Origin of the sequence: Cohnella herbarum, assembly GCF_012849095.1 — a bacterium.
Lineage (GTDB): Bacteria > Bacillota > Bacilli > Paenibacillales > Paenibacillaceae > Cohnella > Cohnella herbarum.
Genome location: NZ_CP051680.1, coordinates 3,136,065 through 3,152,232 on the forward strand (window position 1 = coordinate 3,136,065; position 16,168 = coordinate 3,152,232).

The following is a 16,168-nucleotide window of genomic DNA, read 5'->3' on the forward strand; positions in this document are numbered from 1 at the left end:
CCTTACACCCCGTTCGTATCCAAGATCATCGTTAGAAACATAATCATTAAATAGTTAATCGAAATCATAAAATCGGCTTTCGCCCACTTCTCGTCGTTCTTTGTTCTCAATCCGGAAAGCGCATGGACGAACCATACGATAGCTATCCCGACGGAAAATACAAGAAAATAAATTCCAACGTATTCGTAACGAAACATAAGTACGGAAGCCGGTATAAGCAACAATATGTAAGGAAGCATTTGCCATTTCGTGCGAGTAACGCCTTTAACGACCGGCAATAGCGGAAACCCAGCGGCCCTATACTCCTCTTTGCGCCTGATCGCGAGCGACCAGAAATGAGCAGGCTGCCATAAGAAGAGCAATGCGAACAGAATCCAGGCTCCCGCGTCGACCTCGTTCGTAACCGCGCAGTACCCGATCACCGGCGGCATCGCTCCGGAGATTCCTCCGATCGAGGTGCTCCAAGTCGAACTGCGTTTCAACCACATCGTGTAAATCACGACGTAAACGAACATTCCGAGCAATCCCAACCAACCGGACAATACGTTCACCAAGGCGAATAAAACGATCAAACCGACAACGCCCAATACGACGCCGTAACCGAAAACGAATTTAGGAGTCATTCTGTTCTGAGGAAGCGCGCGATCGCGTGTCCGTTCCATTTTCATATCGAGCTCGCGATCCAAATAATTATTGAAAACACAAGCGGAAGCCATGGTTAGCGCGGATCCGACCAGCATCCAAAGCAAGGACCAACTGAGGATATTTTCCCATTTGGATGCGACCCAATAACCACCGAAAGCCGCGATTAGATTTAATCGAATAATGCGTGGCTTCGTTAAAGCCACAAGATCTTTAAACACGGAGTTCCTCCTTTATGCAAGTAAAGCGGCATAACCTGACGTCTGTTCAATGATACCGCAAATCTTCAAGCATTGACAATGTTCGCCTCGCCGAGTTCATCAAATCGCCACCACTGTTGAATAAGACCGATTTTCCAATAAATTCGAATCTTCCGGCAGTCACAAAAATCGGGCTGCCTAAATACACTGTATTGCGACAATCGCCTAATGCCGAAGCCAGAGGTTTAGGCGACTTGACTAAGAAAGGGTGGCATGCGATAAATATTCGCTCGATTTTTTTCCGCCCTGCCGGAGGCTATTGCCCCGTCAGCCGCAAATTGTCCGTCCGTTTATTAATTTAAGGGAGGATTTACGATGTTAAACAACAACAAAATGCCTTGGCCGTCCTATCAGCAAAATCAAATGCCGAGCGCGGTAATGCCGAGCTCCGTGATGCCGAACTCGGTAATGCCGATGAGTATGCCTGCCGCTAATATGATGCCCAATATGATGATGCAAGGCACAATGCCCCCTCCGGTCACCAACGGCGTACCGATCCTGCCGAACGGAACGACGCTTCCCGGCATACCGACCCAAGAAGAATCGTACGTGGAAAATATTTTGCGCATGAACTTGGGTAAAGTCGCTACGTTATACATGACTTACGAGAACAATTCCGAGTGGAACGCCAAAATCTTTAAAGGCGTTCTCGAAGCTGCCGGTCGCGATCACATAATCATAAGCGACCCGACAACGGGCAAGCGCTACTTATTGCTGACTCTGAACTTGGATTACATTACTTTCGACGAACCGATCAATTATACGCTTCCGTTCGGTTCGATGCCTACCCGTTAATCTTCACGGGACGGAACGTCCAGATTCTAACGCCTTCTTTGCCCCCTTTAACCCATTGCTCCATCTCGTTCCAGGAACGTCCTTCGCGGCGTTCCTTTTCGCGTTTGGCGGCTTCCTCCTCGGTGGAAGCATATTGAATTTCTACATAGACCCCCGGTTGAACGGTGTTCTCGGCGATTTCGATTTCCCGCCAACGTTCCGGCTCGGCTTGAACCCATGCCCTGAACGCTGCGCGATGCTCTTCAGGTATGACATATTCGCAAAAAACGATCATAGTCTCGACCTCGCATTTTCATATTTTATCGGCAAGACGACCATACTGTAACAAAAAAGGGGGACTGGTTATATGGACACCGGCACGCATTTCGTGTTCGGATTGGGTTTAGGCGGACTTGCCATGGTCGATCCGGTCATCACTTCTCATGCCTTCGGCCCCGTCGCCATCCTTATTGGCACGATTGCAGGCTCTAATGCGCCTGACTTGGACGGTTTACTGAGATTTAAGAGCAATGCCGATTATATCAAAAATCACCGCGGACTGTCCCACTCTTTTCCTGCGATTATCGGCTGGGCTGCCTTGATTACGACTGTCGTTTCCCTTTTGTTCCGGAATATTCCCTGGTGGCATATCGGATTCTGGGTATTGCTAGCTGTCGTCGTCCACGTCATCTCCGATTTATTCAATTCCTATGGTACGCAGGCATTTCGTCCGGTTAGCAAGCAATGGGTCGCCTGGAATATTATCCATATATTCGACCCGTTTATTTTTTTCAGCCACTTGCTCGCCATTCTGCTTTGGATATCAGGCGTTGCGGCCCCTCAGGTCGTTTTTCCGGTCCTCTACGCGATGCTCGGTATATATTACGGATGGAGAACGCTCGTTCACCGAAGATTGTCGCGGAAAATCGCGAAACAAGATCCGGAAAGCCAACCTGGAGACCGATATACGTTACTTCCTACCGTCTCCTTATACCGTTGGAATCTGGTGAGATTGTCCGCGGATTGCACTTACGGAATCGGCGAGTGGGATCATGGCCGACTTAAATGGATAGACGTCCTGAAATGCGACGACCATCCCGCAATCGACGCATCCAAGCGGCACCAAGACGTTATAGCCTTCCTAAGCGTCACTCCGTTTCCTTGCGGTCACGTGAAACCGCAAACCTGGGGCTATGAAGTACGCTGGGTCGACGTCCGCTACCGTTACCGCAGGCAATATCCCTTCGTAGCCGTCGTACTGATGGATTTGTCCTACGAACCGCTGCAATCTTATGTAGGCTGGTTAAGCGACGAGCGTTTGGAAAAGAGACTGCGTATGAATACGTATTAACCTCATCTTATCGAATAGCTTTCCAACAACAAGCGGGATCGTCTTCTCATAGACGATCCCGCTTGACGTTTGTCATCCTTAAGCGCACAATATGAAAAGCCCGAGGGCAAGCCTCGGGCTTTCGGTGCCGGACTAATGTCCTTAGCGACCGGAAAGTTGTTGCTCAGCCATTTGAACAAGTTTCTTGGTGATATAACCACCGAGGGAACCTGCATCGCGGGATGTTACGTTACCGTAATATCCGTCCGCCGGGATTTGCACCCCTAAAGATTGAGCTGCTTCTACTTTCATGCTTTGCAATGCTGCTTTTGCTTGCGGTACGACTAATTGGTTACTTGACGCCATGAGTAAATTCTCCCTTCGACTAAATGATTGGTTTGCAAGCTTGCCAACTTAGTATGCTAGAAACGAAGAAAAATATGCGAGGTGAAATCATGAGTAAAACTTTATCGCTTTTTTTTGCGATTGCATCCATAGTTCTAATGCTCGCGACCGCTTTTTCCCTCAGCCATAACGGCTGGCTCGCGTTGCTATTCGGCGTTCTCACGCTTGGAATGACCGGAGCTGGTTTCGTCGTTAAAGCCAAGTTAAGACGAAACCGCCCGGATTCCAACGGTTAACCTTTACCGGCCTCTAGGCAAGAACCCCATCGCGTCCTTCACCGAATGCAACGTAACTTCCGCAACGGCGGAAGCGCGTTCCGCTCCGTCGCGAAGAATGTTATGAATTTCGCCGGAGGAACGAATGTCCGCGTACTTTTGCTGCAGCGGTTCTAACGCCTGAACGACGACCTCTGCCAAATCTTTCTTGAACGCTCCGTATCCTTGACCGTCGTATGCCGCTTGAACTTGCTCGATCGACAGTCCGGAACATTGCGCGTAGATCGTCATTAAATTGCTGACTTCGGGTTTATTCTGAACGTCGAATACGATTTCCCGGCCCAAGTCCGTCTTGGCCCGGGATATTTTTTTGCGAATTTCGTCCGGCGTATCCAACAGCGTAATGAAGCTTCCGGCGTTCGGACTGCTCTTGCTCATCTTCTTCGATGCATCGTCCAGCGACATGATTCTTGCTCCAACTTTAGGAATGAACGGTTCCGGAATAACGAGCGTATCGCCGTATCTGTGATTAAATCGTCCCGCCAAGTCGCGAGTCAGCTCTAAATGCTGTTTCTGGTCGTCTCCGACGGGCACGAGATCCGATTTGTAGAGCAAAATATCAGCCGCCATCAGCGAAGGATAGACGAACAGACCTGCCCCGACGGCCTCTTTCCCCTCGGATTTATCCTTGAACTGGGTCATCCGTTCCAACTCGCCCATGTAAGTCATCGTAGTCAACAACCAACCCAGCTCGGCGTGGGCAGGCACGTGGGACTGCATGAAGATAGCCGCTTGCGCAGGCTCTAACCCCGCCGCTATGAACAACGCGGCTACCGCTTCGCTCTGCTCCCGCAATGCTGCCGGATCCTGAGGTACCGTAATCGCGTGTAGATCGACGACCATGAAAAAGCATTCATGTTCGTGCTGCAGGGCTACGAAGTTTTTCATCGCGCCGATATAATTCCCGAGAGTCAATTTTCCGCTAGGTTGTATTCCGGACAATACGCGTTGTTGTTTAGTCATTGTCATCGAACCCCTTTTTTTGAAAATAAAAAAAGCCTTCCTCCGCAAGGGACGAGAAAGCCGTGGTACCACCCTTATTCGTATCGCGATTAACGCTTCGCGATACCTTATGATCCTGTAACGGGGAACGGTCGGAGAGCATGGGACGGGTTTGCTATAGGTAAGGGCCCTTACCTCGCGCTCGTCGTTTCGCTCTCGGCTCCAAGATCCATTCCGCAAGGCAAGCGTACCGGCTTCCAGCAATCACCGGCTCTCTGGGAGCGCTTAATCCAAGCGTACTTGTTCTCTTCATCGCCGAATATACTTGATTTGTTAATCATTATACCCCTCGCAACGGCTTTGTCAACCGAGCGAAATGACGATTTTCACATTAATCTCGTCGATTATGGATGTTCTGATAGGCTACCGGCCAAGCATAAGGTATAATAATCGTAATGATTACTATTTGAAGCAAGGAAGTGATAAGTTGCCTAATCTTCTCGCGCGATGGATGACGGGAGCCGCTACGGTTGGCTGTGCTGTTTTGCTAGCCCTCATTTTTTTCGGCAGAGACCTCGAGCAATGGAGTTTCGATTCTTCGAAGCTGCAAAACTTCAAGATCATCTTTCTGAGCATTATCCTCGAAGCGCTGCCTTTCCTTCTCATCGGAGTATTTATTTCGGCGCTTCTGCAGGCTTTCGTATCGGACAAACTCATCCAGAAGCTCACTCCTCGAAATCCCGTCGCGGGAGTGTTATTCGGAAGCCTGCTCGGCATTATTTTGCCGTTATGCGAATGCGGCATGATCCCCATCGTGCGCAGATTGATCCGCAAAGGATTACCGGCATACATAGGAATCATCTATATCGTTGCGGGGCCGATCATTAATCCCGTCGTCTTCGGGGCGACATTCGCGGCGTTTCGGACGAACAAGGAGCTTGCGTATTCGAGATTTTATTTGGCGTTTTTGGTCGCGGTCTCCCTAGGCTTCGTTCTTTATTATTTCATGAAACGTAACCCTCTGAAAACGGGATCGCAAAGCCTACCGATAGCCGCGTCGCCGCTTCGCGAGCCTCAACATGAGCATGGACATGCTCATCATCATCATCATCATCATCATCATGAGCACGAATCCCAAGGCAACGCTTTTAAGAAGCTGGCCGAGACTCCGGCGCACGCGGCGGAGGAATTTTTCGATATGGGCAAATATTTGATACTCGGCTCGCTGATCACCGCGCTTCTGCAAACGACGATCTCGAGAGCCTCCTTCGCGGCCGTGGCGGATCAAGAGCTGTTTTCCCATTTGTTCATGATGAGCTTCGCCTACGCATTGTCGCTTTGTTCAACGTCGGACGCATTCGTCGCGGCATCCTTCTCCGGCATGTTTCCTCCTGCCGCGCTTCTGTCCTTCCTCGTCTTCGGACCGATGCTCGATTTGAAAAACACGATTATGATGCTAGCGGTGTTTCGCAAAAAATTCGTCTTGAAATTTAGCTTGCTCATTGCTTTTCTCGTACTTATCGGCTCTATCCTGTTTGATCATCTTGGATTCGTATAAGGGAGGTACCCCGCCATGAATAGTCAGAAAGTCGCGACAGCCGCACATTATTTAACGAGAGCCATAATACTCGCGGGATTCGCGTTCTTCATCGTCCATCTTGTCCGTTCCGGCAACTTGAATCTCTATATTGCCAACCGCATGCAGTTCATCGTGAAATTATCCGCCTTGGGTTTGTACGCCGTCGCCGCGCAACAACTGTATTCCGCTATTCGCACCGGTTTCGAGAAAGCCGACGAGCATCTTGCCTGCGATTGTAACCATGAAATGCCCGCCACTTGGGGGAAAAGCCTTCTATTATACGGATGGTTCGCGATTCCGTTGGTGATCGGCTTCACGGTGCCCGACGGGCTTCTGGGAAGCAGCATGGCATCGGCCAAGGGCGTCCAGTTCACCCCCCAGCAAATCGTAAAGCCTTACGAAAGCTCTCCGTCCGGAGCAGTCCCTAACGATCGGAACGGTCAGAACGAACCGATCGTCGCAGAGGAGCAGCCCAACGAGGAGGGGAGTGCCCTAACGAATCCTATCGGATCCGACGAAACCGCCGAGAAGAGCGTTAAACCTTCGCCTTCTGAGCTATCCGAAGCGGCATTAGATCTCATGTTCCCTACCGATGAATTTACGGAAATCTATGCCGCTTTCGGCAAACGGCTCGTACGGCAAGATGTCGTTAACGTTACGGAGAAGCAGTTCATCGAAACCTTGACGACCATCGATCTGTATCGTACGGCTTTTATCGGCAAGACGATCAAGCTTAGCGGATTCGTATATCGCGAAGAGACGATGGGCAGAACGCAGTTCGGAGTCAGCCGGTTCGCGATCAATTGTTGCTCGGCCGACGCCTCGCCTTACGGAATCATGGTGACTTACGGCCGAGCGGATACGCTGGCGACGGATGAATGGGTGACCGTTACAGGCAAGCTCGGGACGACTTCATACAATGGCATCGAAATCATTGAGATCGACGTGTCTAAAGTAGTCAAAATCGCGCCTCCGGATGACCCTTACGTGTCTCCCGACTTGGATTTCGGATTAGAGTAAGCCGGATTTTAATTTTCCTTGGAATCGTTACCTTCAAATGCATAGCCCTCCCAATAACGTCCATACTACGTTCAAAAGGAGGTGAGCGATAGTGGCATCACGTTCACGCAGCAATTCTCTCGTCGTTCCTCAAGCTGCCCAGGCGTTGGAACAGCTTAAATTCGAAGTCGCGCAGGAGCTTGGCATCCAGCTTCCTGCGGACGGTTACTACGGAAACCTGCTAACAAGCGAAGCAGGCTCCATCGGCGGTCAAATTACGCGCAGGCTCGTTCAAATGGCCGAGCAGCAGCTTGCAGGCCGCTCCAGCCGTTAATTCACCGCTCTTAATCCAACCTCAGATATTGAGCAATTACCGAAAAATCCGGCATCCTCTCGATGGAGAATGCCGGATTTTTATTATGTAGCCCTTCTATTCGTTCGAAACATCCCTTCGATCACGCTTCTTAGGGGAATACCTGAACAGAACATTCGCCATATTGTAGTTGGATTCGAACTGTACGCTAACGAACACGCGCCCCTGCTTCAACACGAAATCGTAAGAAATCTCGCCGTGCGTCCAACCGCTCTTGTGCCGAAGCGCCTGTACCGCCAGTCTTCTTAGCTCAAGCACTTGTTCCGTCGACAGACCTTTAGATCCTTGCTCCTTATCTTGGCAGTCGACCGGTAAATGACGAATACCGAATCTGCCGACCGCATCGTCGCGAATTTGCAACACGATCGTACCCGCAGACATCCCCTTCAACTCGCCCCCCAATTTCTCTAATGCGACGTCCACTTGACGTCCCAAAGGAATTTGCTGCTCCAAAGTCATCATTTTCCTCCTTTATGCTTAATATTGAATAATTTCTAGGTATTACCTAACGCGACTTCGGACTCAGTATAATTGAATATTTTGAATATTTCAATGATTTTGTCTATATTTGGTTTATTTTGTATTATCACGCCTATCAACATGCCAAATAACCTCCAGCTCTGACTACGAGCTGAAGGTTTTCGTTAAATTTTCGTTATTCCTTACACAATTCAGCGAACGCTTCTACGTCAGCGATGACTCTAGATACGGCATCTTGCCAAAAATCCGGTCGGTCTAAATGAACTCCGAGGTGGCTGACTCCCAATTGCTCCACGGTCATCATCCCGGTATCCCTAAGCAAATCGTCGTACCGTTTGCTGAACGCGGCGCCTTCCCGTTCCGCTACGGCGACTAATCCCGTGCTGAACAAGTAACCGAACGTGTAAGGGAAATTATAGAACGGCATTTCCGTAATATAAAAATGAAGCTTTGACGCCCAAAAATGCGGATGCCAGCTACCTAAGGCATTGCCGAATGCTTCCTTCTGCGCTTCCACCATCAATTCGCTTAAATCGGCGGCTTCCAGCATCCCCTGGGTACGGCGATCGTAGAACCGCGTTTCGAATAAGAATCTTGCGCGAATATTCATGCAGAACGCAACCGCGCGCTGCAAGCGGTCATCCAATAACGCAAGCTTCTCTTCATCGCTAGCGGCTCTGCGGAGAAGGGCATCGCTCACGAGCGCCTCCGCGAAAGTAGACGCCGTCTCGGCGACGTTCATCGCATAATCTTGGGCCAGCGGCGGCAACCCTTCAACCAGATTCCCATGATACGCGTGACCAAGCTCATGCGCCAGCGTAGAAACGTTACCCGGAGTTCCCGAGTACGTCATGAAGATTCGGCTTTGTTTGCTGATCGGCGCGCTTGTGCAGAAGCCTCCGGGTCTTTTCCCTTTGCGATCCTCGGCTTCTATCCATTGCTCGTTAAATGCCTTCCGGGCTAGCTTCGCCATATCCGGCGAAAATTGTTCGAAAGCATCCGTAATGATCTTCGCGGCTTCCTCAAAAGGAATTTTCGCCTGACTGGTCGCGATCGGTGCATCTACGTCATGCCATGACAGCTTATCTTTGCCTAACCGGCGAGCTTTCAATGCCAAATAACGCTTAAGCGGTTCTAATCCGTCTTCGACGGCCGACCACATGGCGTCTAGCGTTTCCCTGCTCATTCGATTAAGCCGCAGCGGCTCCCTGAGCGGATCGTTCCAGCCCCTCATGCCGTATAGCTTCAACCGAAATCCGGCTAAACGATTCAGAGTATCCGCCCCTAAATCCGCTTGCCCTGCCCATGCTTCCTCCCACTTGATCGCCATAAGGTCCCTAATCGCGGGAACAGGATCGTCAAGCTTATTCGCGGCTTGACCAACCGAAAGCTGAGCGGTGACGCCGTTCTCTTCCCATGGGATCGCAATGCGGCCTACAATCGTATTGTAATGCTCTCCCCAACCATGATAACCGTCAACCGCAAGCTCGCTGGCTACAGCCTCCAAAGCCGGGGGCAGCTTATCCTTGGCGGAGTCCCTTCGCTCATTCAACGGAAACAGAACCGCGGATCTAGCTGAATGTCCGCTCCACTCCTGCCAAATCGGATCCGGTACTGAAGCTAGCTTAGCATCGAATAAATCGGCTGCTTGCTTAAATTTGGCGGAAAGGGTCTGAATCCGTTCCGTCCATGCTACGGCTCGTTTGTCGCCCATATCCTGCGAGGTTAAGCAAGATACGAAGGCATCCGCTTCCCTTAAACGGGAAACGATCGTCTGCAATCGTTCCGTCCATCCGGACAGTTTCCCGACATCCGGCGCTACCTCCCCATCCGCTTGCAATTGTTGCAACCAAGCGGCGCAAAGCGTTTCCGATTCCCCGACGAATGTCGCGAATTGCGGCGATGCGGAGCCTCCGGGAAACAGGGACTCCAAATTCCATTTTAACGACAAGGATTGATTCATTATTCACCTCTCCGTTTCCATTGCGTTGATCCGTCTCCCTGATGTATGTTTATATACGTGAAAGGGGACTTATCCATGATTCCATTACGAAATAGTTTACCCTACGATATTGTCAGAAACGATGTCTTCGCGCAAGATTGCCCGTTCTGTCGCAGCTCGCACGTTCATCTTCCGATAAAGCCCGACGATGTCAAAAGTATGTACGGGGGCGCCCGTAAGCTTACGCTGATCTTTCCTTGCTGCCACGGCAGCCTCCGCATTATCGACGCCGACCAGGATTACTTGCTAGCCAACCGTCCGATCCGCGGAAAATAACAAGCGCGTATTTAAGCGCCGCTTTGCTGCATTTCTTCCGGAAGCTCGAGCCCCCTGCCGGTCATCACCTCGCGGATTTGCTGCCATTGCTCGCGGGATGCGCGAATCATGGCGGCGTCCACGATTTTCTTATCGTGAATAACCCGCCCGAACCATCTTACCGCATCGTTATAATTGCCTAACCGATTGTTAAGCTCGCCGATCAAATACATTAAGCGGGCATTGCTGATGGAATCCGTCTCCGTTTCGTAAACGCGCAAATAGGCATCGTGAGCGAACTGAATGAACCGGTTCTCCTGATCCTTCTTCCCTTCATAACGGTAAAGCCAAGCGATATGATGCAGCAAAGCCGCGATAACGCGGTCCTTCTCCCCGATCGCTTGGGCCGTTAGCAACGCCAGCTTGTAACATTCCATTGCCGAAGCCGCCGTTCGTTCCCCCCCGTAATCGCGGTACTGCCATTGACTTCCGACCTTCTCGTAATAAGCCGCCCTTTGCTTATCGTTGATTTTTCCCACGAAATTTTCCGTCGTCGAGAACCCGCAAAACGGACAAACCCGAACGACGTAATGATCGGGATTAACGGTTTTAAAATAAGAGCAAAAGTCGGAATCCGTCTTTATGGCCTTCTTCAAGCTCGGTCTGACCCGGGAAGTTTTGAAGCTTTCATCGCAACAAATACAATCGATTTTAATTTGAAAAAGCGGTTCCACTTTACGGCCTCCTTATTGGGCGGATGGATCGGAATCGGTATTGACGAAATGATTCGCGGGGCCGGACAATCTCTCGATCGTCAACTTCCGAAGCGGTTCAGGTACGGAAAGCTCGACGAGCGCTGCGGACATGCAATCTAACCATGCTGCAGCCCTTTCGGGCGTAATCGGAAAAGGCAAATGACGCGCCCTCATCATCGGATGGCCGTATTCGTCCGAATACAGGGAAGGACCGCCCAAAAATTGCGTCAAAAATAAGATTTGCTTCTCCATGACCGGAACGATATCTTCCGGAAACAACGGAGCCAACAGCGGATGAGCCTGAACCTTGGGATAAAATCTATTAACCAAGTCGCGGATGGCTTCGGCGCCACCAAGCGCTTCGTAAAGTGTAGCGTAACTGGACAAGTGGTACCTCCTATAATGAGATCCTGGGAGCGATGGCCCCCCGATTTCTTCTATGCTGGTGGGCATCAGGCCCTATGCGACTAAGCCCCGATGTGCATGTCTATTATACCATAAAGCCGTACGGGGACTTCTGCAAAATAAAAAATCGCCCATAAGGGCGATTTAAATCGGCGAACCGCCGACGCTGAAATATAGGCTTACGCTTCTTCCTCTGGGCTAACCAAAGATTCTCGAATGACATACACGAAAGCGCATACAATCAATCCTGCAACGATTCCCGCCATTCTCATCACCTCGGCATCGATGAATTTGACCCCCGCTGTCTCTTCAGTAATATCTAGTTCCATTGTATCACAACCGATCCCAGACTTCACGAACTTTTTGTAAACGATTACAAAAGGTAAAATGACTTCTGCGCCTTTGGATTTACTTTAATATGTCGTGTTGAAAAAATTGTCCTCTCCGTCGATCGGCAAGTTTGTCCGAATCTTCACATATATTGTGGACAGACGCTGTTCCGCGATTGGAGGAAAAATCAATGACTATCTTAGGGCATAAGGGGGAAAAAACGTCGCGAAGGCTCGCGCTGGCGAGCATGTTCGCGCTCGGCGGAACCTCATTATGGATAGGGTGCTTGGCCATTACGGATACTCAAACGGCCTTGAGCGCTTCTTTGCGGGGAGTAATGGTATGGTGGGAGGTATTGTTTCCCGCCTTGTTTCCGTTTTTCGTCTTATCCGAACTATTGCTCGGGTTCGGGATCGTTCACTTGGCGGGTACGTTACTTGATCCGTTCATGCGCCCCTTGTTCCGGCTACCGGGCGTCGGCGGTTTTATCGTCGCCATGGGTTTCGTGTCGGGCTATCCCGTAGGTGCCCGCCTCTCTTCGCGCCTAATGGAGCAAAAATTGATCACTCGCAATCAAGGCGAACGCCTGGTAGCCATGACGACGACATCCGATCCCATTTTCCTGATCGGAGCCGTCTGCATCGGTTTTTTCGGAAGCCTGCAGGCCGCTCCCATCCTTGCCGTAGCGCATTATAGCGGAGCGTTGCTGCTTGGAATAGGTTCCCGCTTCCGGGTAAGGAAGTCTGAAGAACTGGAGGATGTAAAGGCCCCCTCCCCTCAAGGCAATCGTTTCCGCGCCGCGTTAGCGGCTATGCATAAAGCCCGTATCGCGGACGGACGGCCCTTCGGAATTTTGCTGCAGCAATCTCTGACCTCTTCCCTGGCGCTCATGATGATCGTCGGAGGTTTGGTCGTATTCTTCTCCGCGACGTTGGATCTCTTGGTCAACAGCGGAATGTTGAACCTGTTCCGCGATGCGACCGCTTCGCTCCTCCAACTGTTTGGCTTAGCTCCGAATTTATCCCTTGCTTTCATGAACGGAACTTTCGAAGTCACTCTCGGAGCAAAGGCGGCCGCCTCCGACTCGGGTCTCCCGTTAATCGATCGGGTCGCGGTAGCCGCGTTCGTACTTTCCTGGGCAGGGCTATCCGTTCATGCCCAAGTCGCGGGATTGATGAGCCGAACGGCTTGGCGCTATATTCCTTTCGCACGGGCACGACTAATTCACGGGCTTCTGGCCATGCTGATCGTCTATCTCGCATGGCCTCTGTTTCGGGTCGGGAAGACAGCCGATACTTCCTTGCCCGCTTGGTCGCCATGGTTTTCTTGGTCCGTCACGGAATCTGGGAAAAGCTTTCCGATTGTCCCGGCGGCATGGCCTCCGATTCTATTTCTTGTCATAATAGCGGCGATGGTCATAACGGGAACGATTGCGATCGGAATACGCAACTTTCGCATAAGACGGGAAACACGTTGAATTTCGAACCGTTATTGTTTATGATCGAATCAGTAACAGGGTTTAATCGGAAGGAGCGGCCAGGTTTGAAGTATGCATTGCTTGACCGGGGAGACCGATTATCCCGGGCATTATCGGAAGAGTTCCACTCGCTAGCGAAAGCCAAAGGGTTTCAGGTAGATGATCAATCCCCGGAAATCGTCGTTTCGATCGGAGGAGACGGAACGCTTCTCCAAGCCTTTCACCGTTTCGAAGACCAGTTGGAACAAGTTTCTTTTATCGGAATACATACCGGTCATCTCGGTTTCTATGCCGACTGGAAGAAGGACGAGCTGTCCGAGCTATTGCACCTGATGGCGACTTCGGAACCGCGTAAAGTACAGTATCCTTTGCTGCATGTGGAGATAACGTCCAGAGAAGGAAAAAGCAAATATCTGGCGCTTAACGAATTTACGTTAAAGAGCGTAGATAGCACGTTGGTATCGGCCGTTCACATTAACGACGAACCGTTCGAGATGTTCCGCGGCGACGGCATCGTAATCTCCACCCCTACGGGAAGCACGGGCTACAATAAGAGCTTGGGCGGGGCCGTGATCCATCCCTCCCTTGAAGCTCTGCAGATTGCGGAAATCGCGTCCATCAACAATCGCATTTATCGAACGCTTGGTTCCTCGGTCATATTGCCGAAGCATCACCATTGCGATATCGTACCGAATTTGGATGATGAGCTGTTCATCGGCATCGACCACCAGGTACTGCAAATGTCGGGAGTAACCTCGATCACATGCAAAGTGGCGGATTGCAAAATCACGTTCGCCAGACACCGCCCCTTCCCCTTCTGGAATCGCGTGAGGGAAGCGTTCATCGGATCGGTATAGATCGTAATCGTAGATCGTATTTCACCCTTGTAAGCGTCAAGAAGCTGCCCCCGGATTCAAGGGCAGCTTCTTTCTGTTTATCTCTATTCGCCTGATCTCGGGGTACCCGCTTCCGGTCTCGAAGCCGTTCCGTCCGAACGGTGGTTCGGTTTACCTCCGAAGCTTTTGCGACGGCGATTTTTCCCTTGCCACCGGTTATCGTTGCGGGCGGCGCCATCGTTGCGGGCATTCGCGTTGCCCGCATCCGTCATCCGATTATCCTCGGCGACGCGATTGGTTTGATCGCCCCCTTGCGGACGCGGACCTCTAGGCGGATAAGGCTGCTTGTTCGATGTCTGGCCGCCGACTTGACCTTGCTGCTGAGGACGGCGTTCTCCGTTGGACGAACCGTTGTTGTTGTAAGGGCGTCCTTGCCGGTTGTTATTCGGTCCCTCATTGTTTTGGCGCGAATGACCTCCGCGCGATTGCGAGCCGGAGGACGTATTCGCATTCGAGTTTGCATTGCCGCTAGCGTTGCGTCGTTCGGCGTCCGCCGCGGCTCTTGCCACCGCGGATACGGTTACATTAGGAACGCGCACGGGACCGCCCGCTCTTTCTTTAAGCGGCCATCGCATAATCGGTCCGCTCAGAGCCGCAGCCGTCTCGGCTACCTGCTCGCCCGTTTCGTTCCGCGCCACGATCGCTTCCGGAGATTCCTCCTTCGAGATTTCCTCGTCGGGCGGCAACGCGTTGCTATCCAATTTGGTCAGCACGAAATGAGCGCAACCGAAATTGCAGTACTCGTTAATATAGTCGACGAAACTGGAAATGACGCTTTCTTTGGTCGCTCGCGGATGCCCATCCCGGTAAAAGCCCCGGAGGCGAAGCTGGTTGTAGCCCCAGTCCCCGACGATATAGTCGAAACGCTCCAATACATCGCTGTATCTTTCGCGGAATGCATCCGGATTCCATCCGCTTTTATGCTCGTGCATTAGCGAGTACGCGTTGCCTCCTGCCATGAAAATCATGTTAGGCTCTCCTCCCGAACACTGTTCGTTCTGGCTTCCGCCGATTTAACCTGCTCATGCGCATGATAAGAGCTGCGTACGAACGGAGCAGATTCCACATGGGAAAATCCGCGTTTCAAACCTTCTTCCTTCAGTGCGGCGAATTCATCCGGATGTACGTAACGGAAGACGTCCAAGTGCGAGGATGACGGTTGCAAATATTGGCCTAACGTCAAAATATTGCAATCTACGGCCCGAAGATCATCCATCGCTTGCAGAATCTCCTCGTAAGTTTCCCCGAGTCCGAGCATGATACTCGACTTCGTCGGAATGTCCGGTTTCATTTCCTTGGCGCGCCTAAGCAGTTCCAACGAACGTGGATACTTCGCCTTAGCCCGCACGCGATTGGAAAGCCGAGCAACCGTCTCGATGTTATGATTAAGAATATCCGGGTTTACGTCCATTACGGTCTGCAAAGAATCGCTGTTCCCCAAGAAATCGGGAATCAACACTTCCACGCTGCAGAAAGGCAGACGTTTGCGGATCGCTTTCACGGTAGCCGCGAAGATCGACGCGCCTCCGTCCTTCAGGTCGTCCCTGGCAACGGATGTGACTACGCAATGCTTTAAGCCCATTTGTTCGGCAGCTTCGGCGACCCGTTCCGGCTCTTGCAGATCAAGTTCCGTCGGTAAGCCGGTTTTTACCGCGCAGAAGCGGCAAGCCCTTGTGCAAATATCGCCCAAAATCATAAAGGTAGCCGTTCGATTCGCCCAGCATTCATATATATTCGGACAACGCGCTTCTTCGCAAACCGTATGAAGCGTCTTGCTCCGCATCACTTGTTTGAGCTCTTGATAGGGCTCTCCTGTTGTCAATTTAATTTTCAACCACTCAGGTTTGCGCGGTTTAGCGCTAGTCGTCATCGTAATTCCCCTCTTTCTGTCCCCTTTATTATAGCATGATTCGGATAAAAACCAATGATCTGCAAACCCTACTTCTACATGTTGACATCGAAGGGGGAGCCAAGTTGCGATACGATTGG

The 16,168-nt window shown here is 51.2% G+C and carries 20 protein-coding genes and 1 other annotated feature; of the genes, 9 read left to right on the forward strand and 11 right to left on the reverse strand.

The window, feature by feature from the left end; translation table 11 throughout:
- Nucleotides 1-2: 2 nt before the first annotated feature.
- Nucleotides 3-863, reverse strand: coding sequence for a heme o synthase (cyoE, locus tag HH215_RS13900; protein WP_169280460.1), 861 nt, complete (start codon nt 861-863; stop codon nt 3-5).
- A gap of 354 nt (nt 864-1,217) precedes the next feature.
- On the opposite strand from cyoE, the gene gerQ reads away from it, so the two are divergent.
- Nucleotides 1,218-1,697 carry a spore coat protein GerQ gene (gerQ, locus tag HH215_RS13905; protein WP_375140501.1) on the forward strand — a complete coding sequence of 160 codons (480 nt, stop codon included), beginning with the start codon at nt 1,218-1,220 and terminating at the stop codon, nt 1,695-1,697.
- Here gerQ and HH215_RS13910 read toward each other — a convergent pair.
- Entirely contained in the window at nt 1,687-1,971 is a 285-nt protein-coding gene (locus HH215_RS13910) for a hypothetical protein (RefSeq protein ID WP_169280461.1), read from the reverse strand. The two genes, gerQ and HH215_RS13910, sit on opposite strands and share 11 nt — an antisense overlap.
- Before the next feature lie 72 nt (nt 1,972-2,043).
- Here HH215_RS13910 and HH215_RS13915 point away from each other — a divergent pair, with 72 nt between their 5' ends.
- A complete protein-coding gene (locus tag HH215_RS13915) occupies nt 2,044-3,027 on the forward strand; it encodes a metal-dependent hydrolase (RefSeq protein ID WP_169280462.1) in 984 nt (327 codons plus the stop codon).
- A gap of 141 nt (nt 3,028-3,168) precedes the next feature.
- Here the strand turns inward: HH215_RS13915 and HH215_RS13920 are convergent, their stop codons facing one another.
- On the reverse strand, nt 3,169-3,372 hold the full coding sequence (locus tag HH215_RS13920; protein WP_169280463.1) for an alpha/beta-type small acid-soluble spore protein: 204 nt from the start codon (nt 3,370-3,372) through the stop codon (nt 3,169-3,171).
- Between the two features lie 89 nt (nt 3,373-3,461).
- Between HH215_RS13920 and HH215_RS13925 the strand changes: the two genes are divergently transcribed.
- Nucleotides 3,462-3,647 carry a hypothetical protein gene (locus HH215_RS13925; RefSeq protein WP_169280464.1) on the forward strand — a complete coding sequence of 62 codons (186 nt, stop codon included), beginning with the start codon at nt 3,462-3,464 and terminating at the stop codon, nt 3,645-3,647.
- A gap of 3 nt (nt 3,648-3,650) precedes the next feature.
- On the opposite strand, the gene trpS is transcribed toward HH215_RS13925, so the two are convergent.
- Nucleotides 3,651-4,649: a tryptophan--tRNA ligase gene (trpS, locus tag HH215_RS13930; protein ID WP_375140502.1), complete on the reverse strand. Its 999-nt coding sequence runs from the start codon at nt 4,647-4,649 to the stop codon at nt 3,651-3,653.
- 44 nt (nt 4,650-4,693) lie between these two features.
- Nucleotides 4,694-4,950: a binding site (T-box leader), on the reverse strand.
- A 165-nt stretch (nt 4,951-5,115) separates the two neighbouring features.
- Here trpS and HH215_RS13935 point away from each other — a divergent pair.
- From HH215_RS13935 to HH215_RS13945, 3 genes are all read left to right on the forward strand, one after another.
- Nucleotides 5,116-6,186 carry a permease gene (locus HH215_RS13935; protein WP_169280466.1) on the forward strand — a complete coding sequence of 357 codons (1,071 nt, stop codon included), beginning with the start codon at nt 5,116-5,118 and terminating at the stop codon, nt 6,184-6,186.
- A 15-nt stretch (nt 6,187-6,201) separates the two neighbouring features.
- The gene (locus tag HH215_RS13940) at nt 6,202-7,227 is read left to right on the forward strand and encodes a TIGR03943 family putative permease subunit (protein WP_169280467.1); all 1,026 of its coding nucleotides are present in this window, start codon (nt 6,202-6,204) and stop codon (nt 7,225-7,227) included.
- Nucleotides 7,228-7,318: 91 nt separating this feature from the next.
- Nucleotides 7,319-7,540, forward strand: coding sequence for an alpha/beta-type small acid-soluble spore protein (locus tag HH215_RS13945; protein ID WP_169280468.1), 222 nt, complete (start codon nt 7,319-7,321; stop codon nt 7,538-7,540).
- A gap of 96 nt (nt 7,541-7,636) precedes the next feature.
- Here HH215_RS13945 and HH215_RS13950 read toward each other — a convergent pair whose 3' ends face one another.
- Nucleotides 7,637-8,041 (reverse strand): O-methyltransferase, encoded by a 405-nt coding sequence (locus HH215_RS13950; RefSeq protein ID WP_254450477.1) that lies wholly within the window; start codon nt 8,039-8,041, stop codon nt 7,637-7,639.
- Nucleotides 8,042-8,234: 193 nt separating this feature from the next.
- Complete coding sequence (locus tag HH215_RS13955) at nt 8,235-10,022, reverse strand: M3 family oligoendopeptidase (protein WP_169280469.1); 1,788 nt, start codon at nt 10,020-10,022, stop codon at nt 8,235-8,237.
- A 75-nt stretch (nt 10,023-10,097) separates the two neighbouring features.
- On the opposite strand from HH215_RS13955, the gene HH215_RS13960 reads away from it, so the two are divergent.
- The gene (locus HH215_RS13960; RefSeq protein WP_169280470.1) at nt 10,098-10,337 is read left to right on the forward strand and encodes a hypothetical protein; all 240 of its coding nucleotides are present in this window, start codon (nt 10,098-10,100) and stop codon (nt 10,335-10,337) included.
- Nucleotides 10,338-10,348: 11 nt separating this feature from the next.
- Here the strand turns inward: HH215_RS13960 and HH215_RS13965 are convergent, their stop codons facing one another.
- The 3 genes from HH215_RS13965 to HH215_RS13975 form a co-directional block, all read right to left on the reverse strand.
- A complete protein-coding gene (locus tag HH215_RS13965) occupies nt 10,349-11,050 on the reverse strand; it encodes a DUF2225 domain-containing protein (protein ID WP_169280471.1) in 702 nt (233 codons plus the stop codon).
- Between the two features lie 12 nt (nt 11,051-11,062).
- Complete coding sequence (locus HH215_RS13970; RefSeq protein WP_254450478.1) at nt 11,063-11,458, reverse strand: globin domain-containing protein; 396 nt, start codon at nt 11,456-11,458, stop codon at nt 11,063-11,065.
- Nucleotides 11,459-11,655: 197 nt separating this feature from the next.
- The gene (locus HH215_RS13975) at nt 11,656-11,805 is read right to left on the reverse strand and encodes a hypothetical protein (RefSeq protein WP_169278024.1); all 150 of its coding nucleotides are present in this window, start codon (nt 11,803-11,805) and stop codon (nt 11,656-11,658) included.
- Between the two features lie 191 nt (nt 11,806-11,996).
- On the opposite strand from HH215_RS13975, the gene HH215_RS13980 reads away from it, so the two are divergent.
- Both HH215_RS13980 and HH215_RS13985 read left to right on the forward strand, forming a co-directional pair.
- Nucleotides 11,997-13,283, forward strand: coding sequence for a nucleoside recognition domain-containing protein (locus HH215_RS13980; protein WP_174887615.1), 1,287 nt, complete (start codon nt 11,997-11,999; stop codon nt 13,281-13,283).
- A gap of 65 nt (nt 13,284-13,348) precedes the next feature.
- Nucleotides 13,349-14,140: an NAD kinase gene (locus HH215_RS13985; protein ID WP_169280473.1), complete on the forward strand. Its 792-nt coding sequence runs from the start codon at nt 13,349-13,351 to the stop codon at nt 14,138-14,140.
- 83 nt (nt 14,141-14,223) lie between these two features.
- Here HH215_RS13985 and HH215_RS13990 read toward each other — a convergent pair whose 3' ends face one another.
- Together HH215_RS13990 and lipA are read right to left on the reverse strand one after the other, a co-directional pair.
- A complete protein-coding gene (locus HH215_RS13990; protein WP_169280474.1) occupies nt 14,224-15,147 on the reverse strand; it encodes a YutD-like domain-containing protein in 924 nt (307 codons plus the stop codon).
- Nucleotides 15,144-16,049 carry a lipoyl synthase gene (gene lipA / locus HH215_RS13995; protein WP_169280475.1) on the reverse strand — a complete coding sequence of 302 codons (906 nt, stop codon included), beginning with the start codon at nt 16,047-16,049 and terminating at the stop codon, nt 15,144-15,146. The genes HH215_RS13990 and lipA overlap by 4 nt, the downstream gene beginning before the upstream one ends.
- Between the last annotated feature and the right edge of the window lie 119 nt (nt 16,050-16,168).